The sequence below is a fragment of the Archangium sp. genome (assembly GCF_057119385.1).
Map to the genome: position 1 here is coordinate 64882 of NZ_DBNGVP010000093.1, position 20661 is coordinate 85542.

Annotated in this window: 20 protein-coding genes; 14 read left to right on the forward strand and 6 right to left on the reverse strand. The window is 69.0% G+C overall.

Annotated elements, in window-relative coordinates:
• Nucleotides 1-2 precede the first annotated feature (2 nt).
• From AC16DP_RS22590 to AC16DP_RS22605, 4 genes are all read right to left on the reverse strand, one after another.
• Entirely contained in the window at nt 3-665 is a 663-nt protein-coding gene (locus tag AC16DP_RS22590) for a trypsin-like peptidase domain-containing protein (RefSeq protein ID WP_329725553.1), read from the reverse strand.
• Nucleotides 662-1495 carry a hypothetical protein gene (locus tag AC16DP_RS22595; RefSeq protein ID WP_329725554.1) on the reverse strand — a complete coding sequence of 278 codons (834 nt, stop codon included), beginning with the start codon at nt 1493-1495 and terminating at the stop codon, nt 662-664. Before AC16DP_RS22595 ends, AC16DP_RS22590 begins: the two co-directional genes overlap by 4 nt.
• 95 nt (nt 1496-1590) lie before the next feature.
• Nucleotides 1591-2604 (reverse strand): hypothetical protein, encoded by a 1014-nt coding sequence (locus AC16DP_RS22600; protein ID WP_329725555.1) that lies wholly within the window; start codon nt 2602-2604, stop codon nt 1591-1593.
• A gap of 160 nt (nt 2605-2764) precedes the next feature.
• On the reverse strand, nt 2765-3430 hold the full coding sequence (locus AC16DP_RS22605; RefSeq protein ID WP_329725556.1) for a nuclear transport factor 2 family protein: 666 nt from the start codon (nt 3428-3430) through the stop codon (nt 2765-2767).
• Nucleotides 3431-3569: 139 nt separating this feature from the next.
• Between AC16DP_RS22605 and AC16DP_RS22610 the strand changes: the two genes are divergently transcribed.
• Together AC16DP_RS22610 and AC16DP_RS22615 are read left to right on the forward strand one after the other, a co-directional pair.
• Nucleotides 3570-4655 (forward strand): HEAT repeat domain-containing protein, encoded by a 1086-nt coding sequence (locus AC16DP_RS22610; RefSeq protein ID WP_329725557.1) that lies wholly within the window; start codon nt 3570-3572, stop codon nt 4653-4655.
• 110 nt (nt 4656-4765) lie between these two features.
• Entirely contained in the window at nt 4766-6055 is a 1290-nt protein-coding gene (locus AC16DP_RS22615) for a hypothetical protein (RefSeq protein ID WP_329725558.1), read from the forward strand.
• 104 nt (nt 6056-6159) lie between these two features.
• Here AC16DP_RS22615 and AC16DP_RS22620 read toward each other — a convergent pair whose 3' ends face one another.
• Entirely contained in the window at nt 6160-6507 is a 348-nt protein-coding gene (locus AC16DP_RS22620) for a YtxH domain-containing protein (RefSeq protein WP_329725559.1), read from the reverse strand.
• A 246-nt stretch (nt 6508-6753) separates the two neighbouring features.
• Here AC16DP_RS22620 and AC16DP_RS22625 point away from each other — a divergent pair, with 246 nt between their 5' ends.
• From AC16DP_RS22625 to AC16DP_RS22675, 11 genes are all read left to right on the forward strand, one after another.
• On the forward strand, nt 6754-8283 hold the full coding sequence (locus AC16DP_RS22625; protein WP_329725560.1) for an acyl-CoA carboxylase subunit beta: 1530 nt from the start codon (nt 6754-6756) through the stop codon (nt 8281-8283).
• Between the two features lie 35 nt (nt 8284-8318).
• A complete protein-coding gene (locus AC16DP_RS22630) occupies nt 8319-9464 on the forward strand; it encodes an acyl-CoA dehydrogenase family protein (RefSeq protein ID WP_329725561.1) in 1146 nt (381 codons plus the stop codon).
• Nucleotides 9465-9591: 127 nt separating this feature from the next.
• Nucleotides 9592-10416, forward strand: a complete 825-nt coding sequence (rnc, locus tag AC16DP_RS22635; RefSeq protein ID WP_329725562.1) for a ribonuclease III — start codon at nt 9592-9594, stop codon at nt 10414-10416.
• 77 nt (nt 10417-10493) lie between these two features.
• Nucleotides 10494-11051 carry a peptidylprolyl isomerase gene (locus tag AC16DP_RS22640; protein ID WP_329725563.1) on the forward strand — a complete coding sequence of 186 codons (558 nt, stop codon included), beginning with the start codon at nt 10494-10496 and terminating at the stop codon, nt 11049-11051.
• A 144-nt stretch (nt 11052-11195) separates the two neighbouring features.
• Entirely contained in the window at nt 11196-12143 is a 948-nt protein-coding gene (gene era / locus AC16DP_RS22645) for a GTPase Era (protein WP_329725564.1), read from the forward strand.
• An 11-nt stretch (nt 12144-12154) separates the two neighbouring features.
• Complete coding sequence (der, locus tag AC16DP_RS22650; protein WP_329725565.1) at nt 12155-13615, forward strand: ribosome biogenesis GTPase Der; 1461 nt, start codon at nt 12155-12157, stop codon at nt 13613-13615.
• An 80-nt stretch (nt 13616-13695) separates the two neighbouring features.
• Nucleotides 13696-14499 (forward strand): tetratricopeptide repeat protein, encoded by an 804-nt coding sequence (locus AC16DP_RS22655; protein ID WP_329725566.1) that lies wholly within the window; start codon nt 13696-13698, stop codon nt 14497-14499.
• 10 nt (nt 14500-14509) lie between these two features.
• Nucleotides 14510-15670: an outer membrane protein assembly factor BamB family protein gene (locus tag AC16DP_RS22660; RefSeq protein WP_329725567.1), complete on the forward strand. Its 1161-nt coding sequence runs from the start codon at nt 14510-14512 to the stop codon at nt 15668-15670.
• Nucleotides 15667-16098, forward strand: a complete 432-nt coding sequence (locus tag AC16DP_RS22665; protein WP_329725568.1) for a (deoxy)nucleoside triphosphate pyrophosphohydrolase — start codon at nt 15667-15669, stop codon at nt 16096-16098. The genes AC16DP_RS22660 and AC16DP_RS22665 overlap by 4 nt, the downstream gene beginning before the upstream one ends.
• Nucleotides 16098-16982 (forward strand): ribonuclease H-like domain-containing protein, encoded by an 885-nt coding sequence (locus AC16DP_RS22670; RefSeq protein ID WP_329725616.1) that lies wholly within the window; start codon nt 16098-16100, stop codon nt 16980-16982. Before AC16DP_RS22665 ends, AC16DP_RS22670 begins: the two co-directional genes overlap by 1 nt.
• Nucleotides 16983-17123: 141 nt before the next feature.
• Nucleotides 17124-18227: a serine/threonine-protein kinase gene (locus tag AC16DP_RS22675; protein WP_329725569.1), complete on the forward strand. Its 1104-nt coding sequence runs from the start codon at nt 17124-17126 to the stop codon at nt 18225-18227.
• A gap of 1 nt (nt 18228) precedes the next feature.
• On the opposite strand, the gene AC16DP_RS22680 is transcribed toward AC16DP_RS22675, so the two are convergent.
• Entirely contained in the window at nt 18229-18774 is a 546-nt protein-coding gene (locus tag AC16DP_RS22680) for a hypothetical protein (protein WP_329725570.1), read from the reverse strand.
• Nucleotides 18775-20260: 1486 nt separating this feature from the next.
• Here AC16DP_RS22680 and AC16DP_RS22685 point away from each other — a divergent pair.
• Nucleotides 20261-20638, forward strand: a complete 378-nt coding sequence (locus tag AC16DP_RS22685) for a hypothetical protein (protein ID WP_329725571.1) — start codon at nt 20261-20263, stop codon at nt 20636-20638.
• Nucleotides 20639-20661 lie beyond the last annotated feature (23 nt).

Consider the following 20661-nt stretch of genomic DNA (forward strand, 5'->3'; position numbering starts at 1 on the left):
GTCTAGACGTCGAAACCCAGCGCGTGCATGGCCTCGAGCACGTCATCGCTGGAGAACGGAATGGCCTCACCCTGGTGGGTGTCGGCGTGGAAGGCGCGGTGGAGGCCGATGAGCTCGTCCGGCTGGCCCGGGCCGGTGCTGCGCAACAAGGGGCCTCCACTGAAGGCCGGGAGGTTGGCGGCGGGGTAGTGCAGGTGGCCATCCTCGCCGGTGGTGACGGTGACGGGGATGGACACCTGGGTGCGCGGCCGCACGAGGGTCCAGCCCCACAGCATGGCCTCGCCGTCCCTCGCCGAGTCGGCGAGCAGGGGCGGATCGAGCGGTCCGCTCACCTCCATGGGCATGCGCAGCACCGCCAGATCCAGGGTGCCCAGGAAGCCGGCGCTCTCGAGGAAGCGCGAGGGGATGACCACGGCATCGGCCCAGGCCCGGACGTTGCCCAGGTCGACCTTCACCTGGGCCGCGGCGAAGAGCTGGGCTCCCGCGCGGAACAGCACGGCGTGCGCCACCGTCAGCACCAGCCGCGGGTGCACCAGCAGACCGCTGGCCACCTGCGAGCGGTTCCAGGCGGAGGCCTCGATCGCCGCCACCGGGGTGAAGGCACCCTCGAGCGGCTGGTTCCGGTAGAAGAGGCCGAGGTTGGCCGCCGACCAGCCGCCGATCATCTCGTCACCGGGATGGAGTGCTCGACGCCTCCGACGTGGACCTTGATCTCGGCCGGCGGGGCGGGAGCACCCGGCTCCAGCTCCACGCGGAACTCCAGACAGGGATGGGACGCCCACCTCCGGGGCGCGTCCACCAGGCGGACCTGCTTCACGCCCTGGAGCTGCTGGAGCTCGGGCAGCTTGAGCTGCGCGGCCTGACGCAGTTGCCCGAGCTGCACGGCGGTGCTCGCCGGGGGCGTGGCCGGTGTCAGCGGCGTGCCTGGCTGGGGCGAGGGCGGCGTGTCCGACGACTTCTGTTGCACCTGGGCGGAACGGACGCGCCGGGACTCGGTCAGCATGCCGAGCAGCTCGTCCCAGAAGGACGCGCCGATGGCCGCGGCCGCACCGGTGAGGAGGACCTGCCCCACGAAGGTGAGGGTGGCGCGGATGGGGGAACCGCTCTGGGTGGGATTGGGCCAACCGCACGTGCCCAGGAAGGCGTTCGCCCCCGAGACGAGCGCGATCAGGAGCCCGATGAACAGCGTGTTCTCGGAGTTGGCGGTCCGGGTGAGCCGATCCACCTCGTCGCCGCCGAGCGCGATCGGCACGGGCTGCTTCGCCGAGCCGATATAGGTGTCGCCGGTCCGCAGGTCGACCTGGAGGTTGCCGCCGGCTTCTTTCTTCCCGAAGCGCATCCGGGGCCGGAGGGGTTGCCAGTTGCGGTGCTTGAACACCGACGAGATGCGCTCGACCGCCAGCGAGAGGACGAACAGCACCAGGAGCCCTCGCAGGAAGGCGTCCAGACCCCCACCGTTGCCGCCGAGAGTCTCCAGGGTGCCGCTGGTGCCCATAGTCTCGCCCCGTGTCTGGTCACGGCGACTATAGCGGCCGGTTCGGACAGGGGGCAGGGGAGAGAGTCCTTCCCCCGTTCATCATCCCGGGACGCTCAGGCCAGGGGCCGGCGGCGGACGCGCCACACGGTGAGCATCGCGCCCAGGAGCACCAGGAACGCCGTGCCTTGAGCGCCCCGCGCATCCCGAGCCACCGAGCACCCGAAGGCGAACCCAGGGGGCTCGACTTGCTCCTTCAGGCAGACCGGAGCGCCCTCGGTGGCGTTCCCCGCGGGATCGATCACGCGCCAGGAGAAGCACGGGGTGTACGCGGCATCATGCCGGGGCATCTCGAAGGTGGTGTCGGTGGGCTCGCCCGAGGTATCCACCCCCCAGACGCCCCACAGGACCTTGTGCTCATGCGGGTCCGGCTCACCGAAGCGGTAGGGCGTGTCGTCCGTCACCCAGAGCTCGAATCGATAGGCGCCAATGGCGCGTCCACCCTGGACACCGGGGACCCGGACCCGGGCGAGGGTGCTCACCTCCCGGCCGGTCTTGCGGCAGGGGAGACACACGCCGGGCGTGCATTGGAGCTTGTCCCGCTCGAAGGACTCGAGCGCCACGTCCAGCCCTCCGAGCAGCTCGAGCGGCGGAGCCAGCTGCGCTCCGGTCGTGAACGAGCCGCGCAGCTCCGTGGGTCCCTGCACCCACTCGGGTGGGGGCTCACTCTGGAGCAGGGCCGCGACGAACGTGTAGCGCCGGTCCGGGAGCAGCGGGGAGTCGGGCCGCCACGCCTCACCCGAGGGGCTTCCAGGCCAGGAGTGCAGGCGTCCGGGAACGAGCTCACCGGTGACGGAGTCCGTCACGGTGACGGAGAGGAGGTTGTGGAAGGTGGCCTGGTCGTTCGCGGGGGTGCCCGAGAGCGTCCAGGTTCGTGAGGTGAACAGCACCACGGTGTCGAGCGGGACATTCGAGGCGCCGTCCGCGGGGAAGCTCTCGGTGAGCGTGTAGTAGTCGAGCCATGTCCCGAGCGGCTCGCAGGCCTCGGCGGGTGACGCGCGCAGCGACACCGAGAGGGCCAGGGCCGCTTGAAGGAGACAGACGGCGAACAGGAAGGGTTTGAAGCGCATCGGAGCTCCCGGTGGAAAGGATGGCGCCGGAGCGGCTGTGCAAGGCACGAACCACACACGCGCGGAGGGACGCACCGTGGTGGAGCGTGACGTGGAACCGTGACAAGGGCGTCAGGGCGCCCTCGGATTTGGACGTGGGGCTGCTCGCGGCGCGCTGACCTCAGCCCTTGGAGGGAGGGAGGTACTGCGCGGGCAGCGGCTGCTCCGGCGTCTCGGCCGTCCAGGCCACCGTGAGCAACCACCAGCGCTTGCCATCGTTGAAGAGCTGGATGCTGTTGATGCCGCGCATGAAGGGCTTCGTCTCCTCGCCGCGCAGGGCCTCGTAGGTGCTGAAGACGTGCACGAGGGCGCCGAAGCGCTCCTGGACGCGATGGATCTCCCGCTCGCGGAAGCCCTCCTCGACGAGGAGCTTCCCGGACGAGGTGATGTACTCCTCGGGGGTGATCAACCGGTAGCCGAAGGTGCCGTCCTTGCGCTTGCCGGCGGGGATCATCCGCGCGCCGGGAGCGAAGAGGGAACGGAAGCGCTCCCAGTCGCGGGCCTGGCCCTTGGGTCCGGAGATGACGTCATAGAGCGCGGCCACGACGGACTCGGGGGTGGCCACGTCTTCCGGCTTGGCCTCGGGTGCGGGGACAGCGGGAGCCGTGACCTGCGCGGGGGCCGGAGCAGGGGAGGGCGCGGCGGCGGGAGCCTGCGCGGGAGCCGGAGCCGGGGCGGGCGCGGGAGTGGGCTTCTTCGCATCGGCGGCGAACGCCGGGGTCATCACACCGGTGGAGAGCAGTGCGGCGACGATCGGCCACACGCGGAACTTGGGAGCGGAGTGCATGAGGAGCCTCAGGGACTGCGAGGGGCGCGCATCATGGCCCACGCCCGGTGAAAACTTCCACTTCGCCTCGCCAGCCGGAATGCGTGTCACTACAGTCGTGACGCCTGTGCCTGCTTCCAGGCACCGGGGGGACACAACAATGAAACGCATCGTCGTCAGTCTCGCGCTGCTCGCCGGCTGCACCACCACGACCCGTCAGGCCGAGCCGCCCGCCGCCACCACCCAGGCCAGCGCGCCCGCGTCCATCTACGTGTTCAAGGGCGTGGAGGTCTTCGGCTCGCGCAAGGTGCCCCGGGAGAAGCTGCTCGAGCTCGTCACGATGCCTGCACCGGGCACGCGGATGGACACGAAGAACGAGCAGCAGAACAAGGAGTTCATCGCGAACCTCATGGAGAGCAAGAAGCGGCTCTCCGAGACGTACTCCTTCGCGTTCATCCGGATGTCGGTGGGCCAGGACCAGAAGCACACGATGGGGGTGATGGTGGATCTGGTCGACACGGGGGACGAGTGGCGCATGCCCTTCAACCCCGAGCCGAAGGGAGAGGTCGCCGATCCGGAAGGGTTGCTCGCGGCCTGGTCGAACTATCTGAAGACGTTCTGGAAGCTGCGGAACCAGGGGGCGGTGCCGGAGTGGGGCATGGGCACCTGCCGGGCGCCGCTGGGGTGTTACGGGGGGTTCGATCACCCCGAGCTCGCGCCCATGGAGCAGCGTTTCATCGACGGGGTGCCGCGCAACGCCGATGCGCTCGTGCGCGTGCTGCGCGAGGACAAGGACAGCGGCAAGCGGATGAACGCGCTCATGCTGTTGACCTACCTGTCCTCGCCCGAGCAGCTGGTGAAGGCGATCCTCCCGTCGGTGCGTGATCCGAACGAGGGCGTGCGCAACGAGGCGCTGCGCCGGCTCGGGTCGGCCCAGGAGGTGTCGAAGAAGCCGGGCATCGTGCCGATCGAGCCCGTGCTCGAGGCGCTCTGTTACCCGATGGCGACGGATCGCAACAAGGCGGGCTGGACGCTGGTGCACATCATGGAGGTGGAGGGCACCGTGCACCGGCAGCAGATCCTCGACAAGGCGGGCGAGGTGCTTCTGGAGATGGCGGGCATGCGCTCGGACCTGGACCGCGAGCCCTCGCGCAAGGTGCTCGCGATGCTGGCGGGACAGGACTTCGGCGACGACATGGCGGCGTGGCGCCGCTGGTTCGAGCAGACGCGAGGTCCGAGACCATGAGGACGCGGATGCTGGGCTGACAGGGGAGGGGACGAGCCGACCGGTTCCGTACGGCCGCCTCTCTTCACCCTTTGTGTGGAGGGCGCATCTCTGACAGCGTGGGAGATTCGATGCGGCGCTCCCGCCTGCTCCAGGCCCTGATCCTCTCGCTGGCCCTGCACCTGGGCCTGGGGCTCTTGTTGTACCTGGCGCCGCCGAAGCGCGATCCCTTCCTCCTGAGCGCCCGTCAGGAGCCGGTCCAGTTCGAGGTGGTCGAGCGCACGCCACCCCCACGACAGGAGCCGCCCCCACCCACGCCGCCCCCGGCCGTGGAGCCCCCTCGGCCGCCGCGTCACACGCCGCGGCCCCCACGCGCCGCGCCGCCTCCCGTTCCACCACCTCCGACCGCCACGGCCGAAGCGTCGCCTCCCGCCGCCACGCCACCGGCCGAGCCTCTCGCCGAGACGAAGCCCGAGGCGCCGCCCGAGGTTCCGGATGTCCCGCGCCAGGTGCGCCTGTTCCCAGGCCCCGATGGCCTGGCAGTGGGCCCTGCACCCTCCACGGGCGCCACACCGGGAGCCTCCACCGGACGCACGTGGAGGCCGGGGGATGGACCTTCACCCGAACAGCTCCGCGCGCAGGAGAACGCACGGGTCCAGGGCCGCGTGCAGGGCATGCTCGACGACGGCATGGCGCACCTGCGCGTGCGGAATGGCCTCGTGGACACCTACTTCGGAGAGATGGACAAGGCACTGGAGAAGGGGCTCTCCGGCGCGCCGCTCTTCGCGTACGAGGGCGTGTTCAAGCACTTCTTCAAGGCCACTCCCGAGCGGGGCAAGGGCTTCCATGATCTGATGAAGAGCTTCGGGAACTATGGCGCGACGGGCAGCCCGGACGGAGCGGGCGGGCCCTCGGGCACGGATCGGCTGGAGGACGTGGCGCGCTCGGGAGGAGCGGGGGCGCGGGCCCGGTCGAGGCCCTCGGCCGTGGACATGTTCGAGACGTACAACAAGGCCGCGGGCGCGCTGCACGTGACGCTCGAATTGGAGCAGTCGCGCACGGGCAAGGTGCTGGGGGTGAAGCTGCTCGACAGCTCCGGCAATCCGCTCTTCGACACGTATGTGGTCGAGCGAGTCCCCCCGTCGCTGGAGAAGCTCGGGCCCGCGTCGGAGCACTTCGCGGCGAGATCGACGGGCAACGTGCGCAGCGTCTGGGGAGTCGATGGGCACGTGAGCTTCTCGCGCACCATCCGGTTCTCGAAGCTGGACGAGCTCCGGGCCGACGACGCGGCCTACATCTCGGCGTTGATGCCGCTGGGGCTGTTGTCGGGCAACTTCGAGGAGACGCGGGGCGAGGTGATCATCCCGGACTTCCGCCGGCCGCACTTCGACATCCAGACCCAGTTGCTGCGCGTGTACTGAAAACCCCAAGGACTTCAGGGCCTTGAACGAAGAAAGGCCCCTGGAAGCGCGCGGTGTGCACGCCTCCCCGGGGCCTCGTCTCCCTCTCGATGGCCGGACAGCGGCTAGGCGCTGGCGGTCTTCTCCTGACCCACGTTGATGCCCTGCTTGCCGAGGTAGCCCATGGCCTTGTCCTTCACGTCGGTGCGCAGCTCGGTGCCGGTCTTGGGCGCGAGCATGAGCGCGGCGATGCCACCGACGGCGCAGCCGATGACGAACGCGCCGATGCCGGCGAACGAGCTGCGGGCGGGCTTGTAGGTGGTGAGGCCCACGTAGCGCAGCACGTCATCGGCGTCGAAGTCGTCCCACTGGTTCTTGGCGAACCTGGGCAGGTCCTTCATGATCTTCCGGGCGAGCAGCCGCCGGTAGATGTCGCTCTTCACCGCCCACTTGGCCTTCTTCGCGAACAGCATTCCGTCCTCCTCCTTGGCCACAGCCAATCCGAGGGATGGGTCTCCCCCCACGGCAGCCCACCCCTGCGAGCCGTGAAAGTAGGGAGGGCGGGCGAGGGGGGAACCCCCTGGGCAACGTCCGGGTGACGGGGGAGGGGGGAGGCGTCGGCTGCCGGTCAGAGTGGGGGCATGACGCGGCGTGTCCAAGGTGGGGAGTGAACGGAGACAGCGGCCAGGCGAGCACCTTTCTGGTATGCCCCCGGCGCCATGTCATTCGATCAGAAGCTGCTCGAGAAGATCGCCCAGGTCGAGAAGGGCGGAGCCGAGAAGTACCACGCGAAGAACCGGGAGACGGGGAAGCTGTTCGCCCGTGAGCGCATCCGGCTGCTGGTGGACGAGGGCTCGTTCGTCGAGGACGCAAAGCTCGCCAACAACGTGGACGCGGAGCTGCCGTCGGACGGCGTGATCATCGGAGTGGGGAAGGTGGCGGGGCGTCCGGTGGCGATCATGGCCAACGACTCCACGGTGAAGGCGGGGAGCTGGGGCGCTCGGACGGTGGAGAAGATCCTCCGCATCCAGGAGACGGCCAAGGGGCTGAAGTGCCCGCTGCTGTACCTGGTGGACTCGGCGGGAGCGCGCATCACCGATCAGGTGGAGATGTTCCCGGGCCGGCGGGGCGCGGGCCGCATCTTCTACAACGAGGTGCACATGTCCGGCGAGGTGCCGCAGGTGTGCCTGCTCTTCGGGCCCTCGGCGGCGGGCGGCGCGTACATCCCCGCGTTCTGCGACATCGTCATCATGGTGGACGGCAACGCCTCCATGTACCTGGGCAGCCCGCGCATGGCCGAGATGGTCATCGGCGAGAAGGTGACGCTCGAGGAGATGGGCGGCGCGAAGATGCACTGCTCGGTGTCGGGCGTGGGCGACGTGCTGGTGAAGACGGAGCAGGAGGCGATTGAAGCGGCCAGGAAGTACATCTCCTTCTTCCCGGAGAACTTCACCCAGGCGCCGCCGCGGGCCGAGCCCAAGGCGCCCAAGGCCAGCGGCAAGCGGGTGGACGAGATCATCCCCGCGGACCAGAACAAGCCCTTCGACATGCACGCGCTCATCGCCGAGCTGATCGACGAGGGGAGCTGGTTCGAGGTGAAGAAGCTCTTCGCGCAGGAGCTGATCACCGGCCTGGCGCGCATCGACGGCCGGCCGGTGGGAATCGTGGCCAACCAGCCCAAGTACAAGGGCGGCGTGCTCTTCGTGGACTCGGCGGACAAGGCGGCGCGGTTCATCTGGCTGTGCGACGCCTTCAACATCCCGCTCTTGTACCTGGCGGACGTGCCGGGCTTCATGATCGGCACGAAGGTGGAGCGCGCGGGCATCATCCGGGCGGGCGCGAAGATGATCTCCGCGGTGTCCGAGGCGAGCGTGCCGAGGATCTGCGTGGTGGTGCGCAAGGCGTACGGCGCGGGTCTGTACGCCATGAGCGGGCCGGGCTTCGCGCCGGACGCCACGCTGGCGCTGCCGCAGGCGATGATCGCCGTGATGGGCCCGGAGGCGGCGGTGAACGCCGTCTACTTCAACAAGATCCAGGAGAAGCCCGAGGCCGAGCGGGCCGCCTACGTCCAGCAGCTCCGGGACGAGTACCGTCAGGACGTGGACATCTACAAGCTGGCGAGCGAGCTGGTGGTGGACGAGATCGTCCCGGGCGACCGGCTGCGCACCGAGTTGCTCCAGCGTTATGAGTTGTATTCCCGGCGCTTCCAGCCCCGGGAGTCCAAGAAGCACGGCGTCTACCCGGTTTGACGGTCTCCCCTCCACCCTCTGCTATACATCCCCCCATGGACTTCGAACTTCCCGAAAGCCATCGAGCCCTCCAGTCCTCCCTCCGTGACTTCTGCGAGCGCAGGGTGAAGCCCTACGCCCGCGAGTGGGACAAGGAGGAGAAGTTCCCGATGGAGGTGGTGAAGGAGCTGGGTGAGCTGGGCGTGATGGGCATGCTGGTGTCCGAGGAGTACGGCGGCGCCGCCATGGACTCGCTCGCGGTGGCGGTGGCGGTCGAGGAGATCGCCCGCTACGACGGCTCGCTGGCCCTCACCGTGGCATCCCACAACGGGCTGGGCACCAGCCACCTGCGCGTGTTCGGCAACAAGGAGCAGCTGCGCAAGTACCTGCCGAAGCTGGCCACGGGCGAGCACCTGGGCGCCTGGGGCCTGACGGAGCCGGGCAGCGGCTCGGACGCGGCGGGCATGAAGACCACGGCGGTGCGCAAGGGTGACAAGTGGGTGCTCAACGGCACCAAGATGTTCATCACCCAGGGCACGGTGGGCAGCGTCTTCGTGGTGCTGGCCGTCACGTCGCCGGAGAAGAAGCAGAAGGGCGTCACCGCCTTCATCCTGGAGAAGGGGATGCCGGGCTTCAGCCAGCGGTCCATCCACGGCAAGCTGGGCATGCGCTCCTCGGACACGGCGGAGCTGGTGCTGGAGAACGTGGAGGTTGCGGACTCGCAGCGGCTGGGCGAGGTGGACCACGGCTTCATCGACACGATGAAGATCCTGGACAAGGGCCGCATCACCATCGGCGCGCTGGCGGTGGGCCTGGCCCGGGGCGCGCTGGAGGAGTCGGTGCGGTACGCCCGGGAGCGCACGGCGTTCGGCCAGCCCATCTCCGAGTTCCAGGGGCTGCGCTGGATGTTCGCGGACATGAAGACGGAGACGGACGCGGCGCGGCTGCTGGTGTACCGGGCGGCGCACCTGGCCGACGCGGGCCAGCCGTACAGCCAGGAGGCCTCCATGGCCAAGCTGTTCGCCTCCGAGGTGGCCACGCGGGCCTGCAACAAGGCGGTGCAGATCCACGGCGGCTACGGCTACACCCGGGAGTTCCCCGTCGAGCGCTACCTGCGCGACGCCAAGCTGTGCGAGATCGGCGAGGGGACGAGCGAGATCCAGCGCACCATCATCGCGCGCGAGGTCTTCAAGAAGGCGTAGGACACGGCCGTGCGGCTGGATACCGGGGCGGGGGAGGGCCTGGAGGCTCCCCTGCCGTGGGTGCTGCTCGAAGCGGTGGGGAGACCCTACCGTTTCGCAGCGGAAGGATTCGAACTGGGAAGAGGCCGTGGCGACCCTGCAACCCGCTGAGCGAGTGAAGGCCCTGGAGGCGCGGCTGGGGACGACGTTTCCCCGTCCCGAGCTGGGGCTCACCGCGCTGACGCACAAGAGTTGGATCAACGAGCACCGGGGCGAGGGCCACCAGGACAACGAGCGGCTGGAGTTCCTCGGGGACGCGGTGCTCAACCTGGCGGTGGGCCACCGGCTGATGGAGCGTTTCCCCCAGATGAAGGAGGGGGAGCTCACGCCGTTGCGGGCCCGCATCGTCAACGAGGAGGGCTTGTCGCGCATCGCTCGGCGGCTGGGGCTGGGCGAGCTGCTGCAGCTGGGCCGGGGCGAGGAGCTGAGTGGCGGCCGGGAGAAGAGCTCGCTGCTGGCCAACGCGCTGGAGGCGGTGTTCGCCGCCGTGTACCTGGGCTCGGGGCTGGAGCCGGTGATGGGGCTGGTGGACCGGCACTTCGCCGAGGCGCTGGAGGGTGTGGCGCAGGCGCTCAGCCGGCAGGACTACAAGACGAAGCTGCAGGAGGCGGCGCAGGACAGGCTCAAGCTGACGCCCCGCTATCAGATCGTCTCCGAGGTGGGCCCCGACCACGAGAAGATCTTCGAGGTGGAGGTGATGCTGGGCTCGGACGTGTACGCACGCGCCACGGGCCGCAGCAAGAAGGACGCCGAGCAGACGGCGGCCCACGGGGCCCTGGTGCTGCTGGACCGGGGCGAGAAGCCGGGGCAGGTGGCCGCGGCGCCTCCGGGGACACCGAATCCCGGAGTTCCGGGGGCAGCCGAGCAGGCGCCGGTGGCCGTTCCGGGTCCGAAGGACGACACCCCGGCCTGAAACTGCTTGGCCGCCTGGGGGGTGGAGCATAAGGTCCCGCGCCCATCCGCTAGTGGGATTCAATCTGGGAGGCAGCCATGGGAATGATGGACGAGGCGCGCGCGGGCAATGATCTCTATGCCACCTTCGACACCACCGAGGGTCAGATTGTCGTGAAGCTCTTCGCGAAGGACGCGCCGGAGACGGTGCAGAACTTCGTGGGGCTGGCGACGGGCGAGAAGGAGTGGGTGCACCCGGGGACGCGCGAGCGCATGACGGGCAAGCCGCTCTATGACGGGACGATCTTCCACCGCTGCATCGGCAACTTCATGATCCAGGGCGGGGATCCGCTCGGCCAGGGCATCGGCGGGCCGGGGTACAAGTTCAAGGACGAGTTCCAGAGCGGCCGCCGGTTCGACAAGAAGGGCCTGCTGGCCATGGCCAACGCCGGTCCGAACACGAACGGCAGCCAGTTCTTCATCACCGTGGTACCCACGCCGCACCTCAACAACCGGCACACCATCTTCGGCGAGGTCGTGAAGGGCCAGGACGTGGCCGACCGCATCGCCAACGAGATCCCCAAGGGCGCCGGCGACCGGCCGAGGAAGGACGTGGTCATCAGCAAGCTGACCATCAGCACCTCCGCGCCGGCCTAGGCGTCCCGAGCCGCCCTGGAGGCGGTTGCCCGCCGGGTTGCCGCATTTCACGGCGGGTCCGATGTTCCATGTCGTTCCGAGCAGTTCTTGGGGAACCCCCTCCAGAGGGGGCGCCCTGATCACCTTCGACCTTCGAAGCTTTAGATGGCTCCTCAGCAGACACACCGCAGCGGGTTCGCCGCGCTCATTGGCCGTCCGAACGTGGGCAAGAGCACGCTGCTCAATCAACTGACAGGCGAGAAGCTCGCCATCGTCTCTCCCAAGCCGCAGACCACCCGGAACCGGATTCTGGGCGTGGTGACGCGGCCGGAGGGGCAGGTGGCCTTCCTCGACACGCCCGGCATCCACCAGGCCAAGGGCGAGCTCAACCGCTACATGGTGGACGTGGCGCTGCAGGCGGTGGACGACGTGGACCTGGTCCTCTTCGTCGTCGAGCCCGGCGGCATCGCGGAGAAACCCGAGGTGAGCCCGGGCAACCGGTTCATCCTCGAGCGGCTGCAGAAGGCGGGCAAGCCCACCTTCCTGGTCATCAACAAGATCGACACCGTGCTCAAGCCGGTGCTGCTGCCGCTCATCGATCTGTACCGAAAGGAGTTCCCCTTCGCCGAGGTGGTGCCCATCTCCGCGAAGGATGACGACGGTGTGGAACAGCTCTTCCAGGCGGTGCTCCAGCACATGCCCGAGGGCGATCCACTCTTCCCCGAGGATGTGCTGACGGACCAGGCGGAGAAGACGCTGGTGGCCGAGTACATCCGCGAGCAGGTGCTGCGTCACTGCCGGCAGGAGATTCCGTACTCCACGGCGGTGCTGGTGGACTTCTTCGACGAGTCCGAGCGCGAGCCACCGCCAGGAACGCCCCCGGGCAAGCTCGCGGGCCTCATCCGGATTGCCGCCTCCATCTACGTGGAGCGTGACAGCCAGAAGGCCATCATCATCGGGAAGCAGGGGCAGATGCTGAAGACGATCGGGACGGACGCGCGCAAGGCCATCCAGCGGTTGCTGGGGGCGCACGTGTACCTCTCGCTACGGGTCCGGGTGGAGGCTCGCTGGAGCGAGCGTCCCGAGGGCCTCAAGAAGCTGGGTTACGAGTAGGAAGTACGCGCATGAAGCCTCTGGTCGCCATCGTGGGCCGTCCCAACGTGGGCAAGTCCACGCTCTTCAATCGCCTCGCCAGGCGCCGTATCGCCCTGGTGGAGGACCAACCCGGAGTCACCCGCGACCGGCATTACTGGGACGTGGACTATGACGGCCGGGACATCACCATCATCGACACGGGCGGTTTCGTGCCCGGGGAGAAGGACTCCCTGCTGCAGCAGGTGCGCGAGCAGGCGCAGCTGGCGGTGGAGGAGTGTGATGCCATCATCTTCGTGACGGACGCCCGGGTCGGTCTGACCTCGGCGGACCAGGACGTTGCCCACTACCTGCGCCAGAGTGGCAAGCCGGTGGTGGTGGCCGCCAACAAGCTGGACAGCGAGTCGGGCAGTCTGCAGGCCCTCGCCGGCGAGTTCTTCAGGCTCGGACTGGGCGAGGTGTTCCCCATCTCGGCCGAGCACGGCCTGGGGGTGGGCACGATGATGGAGACGGTGATGGGCAAGCTGCCCCCGCTGTCTCCCGAGGAGCTCGCGGCCCGCGAGCAGGCCGCCAAGGCCGAGGAAGCCGCGGAGGCGGGGGAGGGTGGCGAGGAGGGCGAGGAGACCGCGCCCGCCGAGGAGGAGGACCGTCCCATCCGGGTGGCCATCATCGGCCGGCCGAACGTGGGCAAGAGCACCCTGGTCAACGCGCTGCTGAAGGAGAAGCGGGTGGTGGCCAGCGAGGTGCCGGGCACCACGCGGGATCCGATCGACTCGGAGCTGACGTACAAGGACCGCAAGGTCATCCTCACGGACACGGCGGGCATCCGGCGCAAGAAGACGATCGCCCACCGGGTGGAGAAGTTCTCCGTGGTGGCGGCGCTGAAGTCCATGGAGCGCAGCGACGTGGCGGTGCTGTTGATGGACGCCACGGAGCCGGCGGTGGATCAGGACGCCAAGCTGGCCGGCATCGCCGAGGAGAAGGGCCGCGCGCTGGTCATCGTGGTGAACAAGTGGGATCTGATCAGCACGGACAAGCGCAAGCAGGAGCTGTTCCGCGAGGACCTCAAGCACGCGCTGAAGTTCGTGCACTATGCGCCCATCGTGTTCACCTCGGCGCTGACGGGCTCCAAGGTGGAGAAGGTGCTGGAGCTGGCGGTGGAGCTGGCCGTGCAGTTCCGGTACCGGGCGCCCACGCCGCAGCTCAACCGGCTGCTGGAGCACATGGCGGACAACCACCCGGCGCCCATCGTGGGCCGGGGTCCGCTCCGGTTGTACTACATGGCCCAGGTAGGTACGGCTCCTCCCACTTTCGCCATCACCTGCAACCGGCCGGACGGTGTACCGGACATGTACAAGCGGTACATCACCAACCAGCTGCGCGGGACGTTCGACCTGCGGGTGCCCATCCGGCTGCTGTTCCGGGATCGCCCGGGCCAGGCCAAGCGCGCGGCACGCAAACGGCCCAAGCTGGCCGGGAAGTCCAAGCATTAAAGGGATGTCCGCGTTGACACTGTGGGTGCGCGCTCCGTAGATTGCGCGCCCTTCGACCCTGTACAGAGGTGCGAACCATCGTGGCCGAGAAGTCCGAGAAGATGACGAAGCAGGAGCTGAGTGCTCCCGATGCCTTCCAGCTGTACGGCGCCGAGGCCAGTGACTGGCTGATGAAGCGCAGTCAGATCATCAGCACCATCGCGGTCGTTGTCGTGGTGGGCGGATTGATCGCCGCGCTGGTGCAGTACTTCCACAACCGGAGCGAGGAGGCGGCGGCCAAGCAGCTCGGCCAGACGCTCGAATCGCTGGAGCGTCCGGTGGTGGAGGGCGTGGCCCTTCAGCCGGCGCCGGGCGAGCTGCCCCCCTTCAAGTCCGAGCAGGAGCGGAACGAGACGACCGTGACGGAGCTCACGAAGTTCCGGGCGGATCACAAGGGCACGGAGGCCGCGCTGACGGCGGCGCTGCCGCTGGGCAAGGCCCAGTACAAGCTGGGCAAGTATGACGACGCCGTGGCCACCTTCGGTGAGTTCACGAAGGACGCCCCGAAGAGCTCTCCGCTGCTGACCGCGGCCTACGAGGGCCAGGGCTACGCCTACGAGGCCAAGAGCCAGCTGGACCAGGCGCTCGCGTCGTTCAAGCAGATGTCGACGGCGGAGGCCTCCGGCGAGTTCATGCAGGGCATGGGGCAGTACCACCAGGCCCGCATCCTGGCTGCGCAGGGCAAGAAGGACGAGGCGGCGCAGCTGCTGGCGGACCTGAAGGCCTCGCAGGGCAACGCGGCCGCCGGGCGGCTGGCCACGGAGCGGCTGGCGGTGCTGGCGGCGCAGGGCGTGAAGGTGCCCGAGCCGACGCCCGCGGCCACCCAGAAGCCGGACGCGGGGTGAGCGCCTGACCATGCGCACCGCGAGCGGGTGGAAGCGTTGGGTGGGAGGGCTCGCGGCGGCGGGTCTGCTGGGCGCCTGCACCACGGTCCCGGTGTACGGCAACCCGGTCACCGCCGGGCCGGTGCAGCCTCCCCACCACTTCTTCACGGTGGACTGGTGGAGGCAGCTCGTCAGCCCCATGCTGCTCGAGTACGCCCCTCGCGAGCACGCGCAGCCGGCGTATGACGCGAAGAACGAGCGCGTCCTCACGCTCACCCGGGACGGCCTGGTCCGGAGCTTCGACCCCGAGGGGACGGAGCTGTGGCGGTACACGGTGGGCAACCGCTTCTACGCCGGTGCGACGGTGGACGACGGCATCGCCTACGTGCCGGGCACCGACGGCGTGCTGCACGCGCTGGACGCCAAGACGGGCGCGATCAAGTGGAAGTACACGGCGGGCGAGGCGCTGGCGACGGCGCCGGTGCTCGCGGGCGAGCTGGTGCTGGTGGCCTCGCAGAGCGACACCCTGTTCGCGGTGAAGCGGGCCACGGGCGAGCTGGCGTGGCTGTACCGGAGGGATCCTCCCGCGGGCTTCACCATCCACCGGGCGTCCACGCCGGCGGTGCGCGGACAGGCGGCCTGGGTGGGCTTCTCCGACGGCACGCTGGTGTCGCTGGACCTGGAGGACGGCGGCGTCCGCTGGGAGAAGACGCTGGCGCCGGCCGGGGTCACGCAGTTCGTGGACGTGGACACCTCGCCGGTGCTGGACGAGTCGGGCCATGTCTACGCGGCCTCGTACGCCGGTGGCCTCTACGCGCTCGACGCCGAGACGGGCGACGTGGTGTGGAACTCGGTGGCCCAGGGCCTCACCTCGCTGCTGCTGCACGGCAACGTGCTGGTGGCCACTGGGGATGACCGCCTGGATGCCTACCTGGCCGACAGCGGAAAGCTCCTCTGGTCGCAAACCCTGGAGGAAAGGGCCGGGCTGGAGCCGGTGTTGGTCAAGGGGATGCTCCTGGTGCCAGCACAGCGCTCGTTGCTCTTCGTGGACCCGCGCACGGGCCAGTCGCGCCTGGCGTGGAACCCGGGAGAGGGAATCTCGGCTCCGCCCCGGGTGGTGGGTGGCAAGGTGTACGTGCTGTCCAACAACGGCTACCTGTACTCCCTCCGGTTGGATGGGAGGAGCGGTTGACGCAGGCGGCCGTGAAGCGGACGGTCCGGGTGGTGGCCGCCCTGATTCACCGGCCCGGGGATGGGTCGCGGTTCCTGGTGCAGCAGCGGCTGCCGGGTGGGAGCCGGGGGCTCCTCTGGGAGTTTCCGGGCGGCAAGGTGGAGCCCGGGGAGTCCGAGCCGGAGGCGCTGGCTCGGGAGTGCCGGGAGGAGCTGGATGTGCGGCTCCACGTGGGGAGGCGGCTATGGGCGGGGAGACACGAGTATTCGGACCTGACGGTGGAGCTGGCGCTGTACGTGGCCCGGCTGGAGTCGGGGGAGCCGAAGACGCTGGGAGCCCACGCGCTGGCCTGGTTGACGCCGGCGGAGATGCTGGCGCTGCCGTTCTGCGAGGCGGACATTCCGCCCCTGGAGGACCTGGTGGCGGGCAGATGGGGTCCGCTGGGCTGATGCTGCGGCGCACGTTCCAGCTCATTCCGGGGGTGGGTCCCTGGAAGGAGAAGGACCTGTGGGCCCGGGGCATCCAGACCTGGGACGACTTTCCGGAGAACGGCTCGGTGCTCGGCCAGAAGCTGGACGAGGGTGCCCGCCGGCGGCTGGCGCTGGCACGCGAGGCCCTGGAGCGGCGGGATCTGAAGGCCCTGGCCGCCATGGTGCCACCGCGGGAGCACTGGCGGCTGTACCCCGAGTTCGCGCGCGACGCGGTCTACTTCGACATCGAGACGGACGGAAAGCAGGAGCAGGAGCCCACGGTGGTGGCCCTGTTCGATGACGGGGGCCTGCGCGTCTTCATCCAGGGCCGCAACATGGATGAGCTCCCGGAGGCCATGGCGGAGCGGCGGCTGTGGGTGACGTTCAACGGCTCGTGCTTCGACGTGCCGGTGCTGCGCGAGTACTTCGGCAAGCGCTTCCCGACGCCGGATGCGCACATTGATTTGCGCTTCGTGTGCCGGCGGCTGGGGATGAGCGGCGGGCTGAAGGAGCTCGAGGACAAGCTGGGGCTGGGGCGGCCACCGCACATGAAGGGCGTGAACGGGTGGGACGCGGTGCTGCTGTGGCGCGCGTACCTGGCGCGCGGGGACGTGGAGGCCCTGCGCTTCCTGGTGGAGTACAACCTCTACGACTCGTTCCAGCTCCGGTCCCTGATGGACAAGGCGTACAACCGGGCCCTGGACGACCTGAACCTGGACGCCGAGCCGCGGGTGCCGGTGTTCGAGCGGGGCGAGGTCCTTTACGACGTGAGCCGGCTCATCATGGAGCTGGGGCCCACGGAGCGGGACTTGAGGGTGCTCGAGCGGGTGCGTGCCCAGGATCGGGATCTGCACCAGGATTGACGTTCCTTCGGACCCGAGGGCAGAAGTCGGGCGGCCGTGTCAGTCGGGTCTGGTAGGGTGGCTGACGCTGGAGGTTCGGCGTCTGGGCCCTACCTCCGGCATTTCACTGGCGCGGCGTTGGCGTCGCGAAGGAGAGCCCGAGTGTCCATCGATAGGCCCGAGTCCTCGAACCACCCCCGGCTGCTTTTCTCCGTGGATGGGACCCGTTACGAGCTCGTCCGCAGGCTGGGACGGCGCAGCAATGGTGAGCTGCTGCTCGCCCGGCGCCGCTACGCGAAGGGGCCCGCCGGCTCCGTGATCATCAAGCGGTTGTCGCGCCCGGTCAGTGAGACGCAGAAGCATCGGTTGAAGGAAGAGGTGCAGCTGGCGTACCGGCTGGACCATCCGGGCATCGCCAAGGTGTACCAGCTGGTGCTGCATGGGGGCCTGCCGTACGTGGTGATGGAGTACGTGGAGGGCCGCTCGCTGGAGACGGTGTTGAGCGTCACGGCCATGCGGCAGCGGCCCATGTCCGAGGCCTTCGTGTGCCACGTGATCTCCGAGGTCGCGGACGCGCTCCACCATGCCCATACGCGGACGGACGAGCACGGACGGCCCCTGGGAATCGTCCACCGGGACGTCAACCCGGAGAACATCCGGGTGGGCAGCAGCGGCGAGGTGAAGCTGGTGGACTTCGGCGTGGCGTACTCGTTGCTGCCCGGGCGTGAGGCCACCACGGCCAACGTGCTGCGCGGGGACATCGCCTATGCGTCCCCCGAGCGCATGCGGCTGGAGAAGGTGGATCACCGCGCGGATCTGTTCTCGCTGGGGCTGGTGATGCTGGAGCTGCTCACGGGCAAGCACCTGTTCGATCTGGAAGACGTGGAACAGGCGGCCCAGGCGTCCGGGCCGGAGTCCGCCACGCTGACCGAGGCGCATTGCGAGGAGCCCAGCTGGGTGCCCATCGCGCAGATGGCTGCACGCATCCAGCGGTTCGGCCCGGAGGACGTGGAGCGGGCCGCCCAGCGGGTTTCAGAGCCCCTGCGGGCCGTGGTGCACCGGGCGTTGCGGCGCGAGCCGGCCGAGCGCTACCAGTCCGGCCTGGAGCTGCGGGATGCGCTCCGGGAGTTCCTCGTGGTCCACGGGCGCTCGTACGGACGGCCCGAGGCGGCCCGGGAGGTGCTCGTGGCCGTGAAGGAGGCGGAGCTGCTGCGCGAGTCCGCGGACGTCCTGGAGCCGGAGGTGTTCCCGGGCAACGAGCACTGAATCAACGCCGGCGTTGTTTCTTGGAGGGCGGCGGCTGCGGCTTTTCCTTTTCGCCGGAGACCTGGAAGGGAATCCGCATGTCGGGGACCTCGCGGCCCTGGGAGTCCGTCATCGACGTGCCGGTCTGCGCGTCGATGACCAGGGTGTACTTGTGGCCGCTCTTGAGGGGCGTGGGCAGGGAGATCCGGTACAGCAGTCCGCTGGGGGATTCCTCGGCGGAGTCGTCCGAGACCATGGCACGCTCGGCCTCGTCGAACAGGCGGACGCGGTAGTTGCGGAGCACCAGGGTGCTGCGCAGCTCGAGCGCCGACGTGGGATCGATGAGCGGACGGCCTTCTTCTTCGCCCACGAGGGGAATGGCCTCCAGGCCGGCATCCGGGTGCGTGTACTGGAGCGAGAACGACGCGAGGCCCGGGCCCGCGTCGACGGCCGTTTCGGCTCCAGCGGCGGGAACACCCGCGTCACCGGCAGGGGCGGAGGGCTTGGGGCATCCGGCCACGGCGAGCGCGGCCGCGCAGACAGCGAAGCTCAAACGGAGGAGTCGCATAGGGCGCGCAGACCCTATGTCCCAACGGCCCGGACCGAGAAGCGCGAAAGCCAGGCTCCAGGGGGCTGGAGAGCAGGCCCGTGGACGGCCGGCTCCACCCCGTTTCCCTCTGACATTGGGTCTGATAATCTCGAATTAGGTTGACTACTGATAGATCGCTTGTCAGATGAGGCGTATTCAAGCCGCCATCATGAGCGTCCGTGTTACCACCATGGACAACCAGTCGCATTGAGCGACACCGCGCGCTGAGGCCATTTCCTCAGCTCGCACAACGCGCCCTAGAAGGGGCGGCGTGCACACTTTCCGGGTTCCAGGTGCCGACCAAGTACGTCCCTGCGTCGCCAAATGCACGAACCCACCAGGATGCTCACGTCGCCAACGTGAGACAGGGCACCGGGTCGAGTGCTTCTACACTCCCCGGTGCCCGCCGCAGTTCTCTGCGGCGGACGGGGAAAGCCTGCTTCCAGTCGCGGCGAAATTCAAGCGCGAAACGTGACGTTGTGTCGGTCCGGTGTACTTCGTAGGTCATGGTCTTTCGCTACAACGCGCCTGGCCGCTGCTGGGACTGCCACTGGTACGCGTGGCGGAAGTGCCGCGTGTGCGAGCGCTGGGTGTGCCGGAAGCACCGTCACGGCGCAGGGAACTGGTTTCGCTGCGAGCGCTGCCCCTACAGCGAAATGGCGGCCATCCTGCGGGCCCACCACCAGCAGCTTCGCGCGGAGTACCAGGCGGAGCTGTCTCGCCGGGCCCGGCGCGCACGTCTTCGACGGGGAGGCGTGGAACTCCCCCTGGTCATTGGGGCTGCACACGTCGTCTGAGTGACAGTCCGCGCGGTAGACTGTCGACATGCCCTGCGACAAGGCCCCGCCCAGACACCTGAAGTTTCGGCCTGCGGTCCACCCAGCCCACAAGGCGGAGCCGTTCAAGGTGGCCCCGCCTCGAGCGCCGCGGCGAGCTCGCCGATCTCCAGGCCTTGGATGGGCGACGACGCTGGGAATGGTGCTCCTGGTGCTGGCACCGGCGGCATTGTCCCCTGTGGTTCAAGCGGCCCACGAGGGGCAGGTGAGCGCGGCCCAGGAAGCATGGCCCACGGACGTTCACTCGGAGCCAACGCCGGCGCGACCTGGTGCCGGGGGACCGAAGCCGGTCGCGAACCAGAAGCGGGCGCCGTGCACCGCCGGCCTCGAGCTGGAGTACTCCGGGGCCTGCTGGCTGTCGCTCGAGCAGAAGCCACCCAACTGCCCACCCCAGACGGCGGCCCACGACGGGAAGTGCTTGCTCCCAGTGGCGACCCCGCGCCCGGTTCCGAGCTCGGTTGAGGGTGAGAGCACGAGTTCGCCGTAGGCGACTCAGTCAGGTCCTGGAGCTCCGGCCCGGGCGAGGTCCTCCTCGAACTGCAATTCGACTCCGGGAGTACGGCCCCCCGTGTCGGCTTGCAGGCCCGCGCTGCTACGCTGCGCGCCGCATCCCAGCCCAGGAGTCCCCCATGTTGAAGCACATTGCTCTTGCTGCTCTGCTGTCTCTCGCGACCGCCTGCACCGCCGACCCGGAGGCGGGCGACAAGTGCACGCCCGAGGGCGGCATCACCTGCGACACCACAACCTCGGCGCTATTCTGCGAGGGAGGTGTGTTCCGCGCCGTGCCCTGCCGAGGTGGAGCCGGATGTGTCGCGGGACAGGATCGCGGCGTCTGCGACCTCACCAAGGCACAGGCCGGCGACGCCTGCCCGGCCTCTGCAGCGAATTCGGGTCAGTGCGACGCTGCGAACCCGAACCAGCTGCTGAAGTGCACCGGCGGGACGTGGACGGCACAGGCCTGCAAGAGCTGCTCGACGCAGGCCGGCGGGATCTACTGCGTTCCGTAGCCCGCAACGCGACGGGGCGGGGG

Bases quoted from the DNA above. Each gene is read 5' to 3' on its own strand.
- AC16DP_RS22590 (WP_329725553.1), bottom strand. From the start codon at position 665: ATGATCGGCGGCTGGTCGGCGGCCAACCTCGGCCTCTTCTACCGGAAC.
- AC16DP_RS22595 (WP_329725554.1), bottom strand. From the start codon at position 1,495: ATGGGCACCAGCGGCACCCTGGAGACTCTCGGCGGCAACGGTGGGGGT.
- AC16DP_RS22600 (WP_329725555.1), bottom strand. From the start codon at position 2,604: ATGCGCTTCAAACCCTTCCTGTTCGCCGTCTGTCTCCTTCAAGCGGCC.
- AC16DP_RS22605 (WP_329725556.1), bottom strand. From the start codon at position 3,430: ATGCACTCCGCTCCCAAGTTCCGCGTGTGGCCGATCGTCGCCGCACTG.
- AC16DP_RS22610 (WP_329725557.1), top strand. From the start codon at position 3,570: ATGAAACGCATCGTCGTCAGTCTCGCGCTGCTCGCCGGCTGCACCACC.
- AC16DP_RS22615 (WP_329725558.1), top strand. From the start codon at position 4,766: ATGCGGCGCTCCCGCCTGCTCCAGGCCCTGATCCTCTCGCTGGCCCTG.
- AC16DP_RS22620 (WP_329725559.1), bottom strand. From the start codon at position 6,507: ATGCTGTTCGCGAAGAAGGCCAAGTGGGCGGTGAAGAGCGACATCTAC.
- AC16DP_RS22625 (WP_329725560.1), top strand. From the start codon at position 6,754: ATGTCATTCGATCAGAAGCTGCTCGAGAAGATCGCCCAGGTCGAGAAG.
- AC16DP_RS22630 (WP_329725561.1), top strand. From the start codon at position 8,319: ATGGACTTCGAACTTCCCGAAAGCCATCGAGCCCTCCAGTCCTCCCTC.
- AC16DP_RS22640 (WP_329725563.1), top strand. From the start codon at position 10,494: ATGGGAATGATGGACGAGGCGCGCGCGGGCAATGATCTCTATGCCACC.
- era (WP_329725564.1), top strand. From the start codon at position 11,196: ATGGCTCCTCAGCAGACACACCGCAGCGGGTTCGCCGCGCTCATTGGC.
- der (WP_329725565.1), top strand. From the start codon at position 12,155: ATGAAGCCTCTGGTCGCCATCGTGGGCCGTCCCAACGTGGGCAAGTCC.
- AC16DP_RS22660 (WP_329725567.1), top strand. From the start codon at position 14,510: ATGCGCACCGCGAGCGGGTGGAAGCGTTGGGTGGGAGGGCTCGCGGCG.
- AC16DP_RS22670 (WP_329725616.1), top strand. From the start codon at position 16,098: ATGCTGCGGCGCACGTTCCAGCTCATTCCGGGGGTGGGTCCCTGGAAG.
- AC16DP_RS22680 (WP_329725570.1), bottom strand. From the start codon at position 18,774: ATGCGACTCCTCCGTTTGAGCTTCGCTGTCTGCGCGGCCGCGCTCGCC.
- AC16DP_RS22685 (WP_329725571.1), top strand. From the start codon at position 20,261: ATGTTGAAGCACATTGCTCTTGCTGCTCTGCTGTCTCTCGCGACCGCC.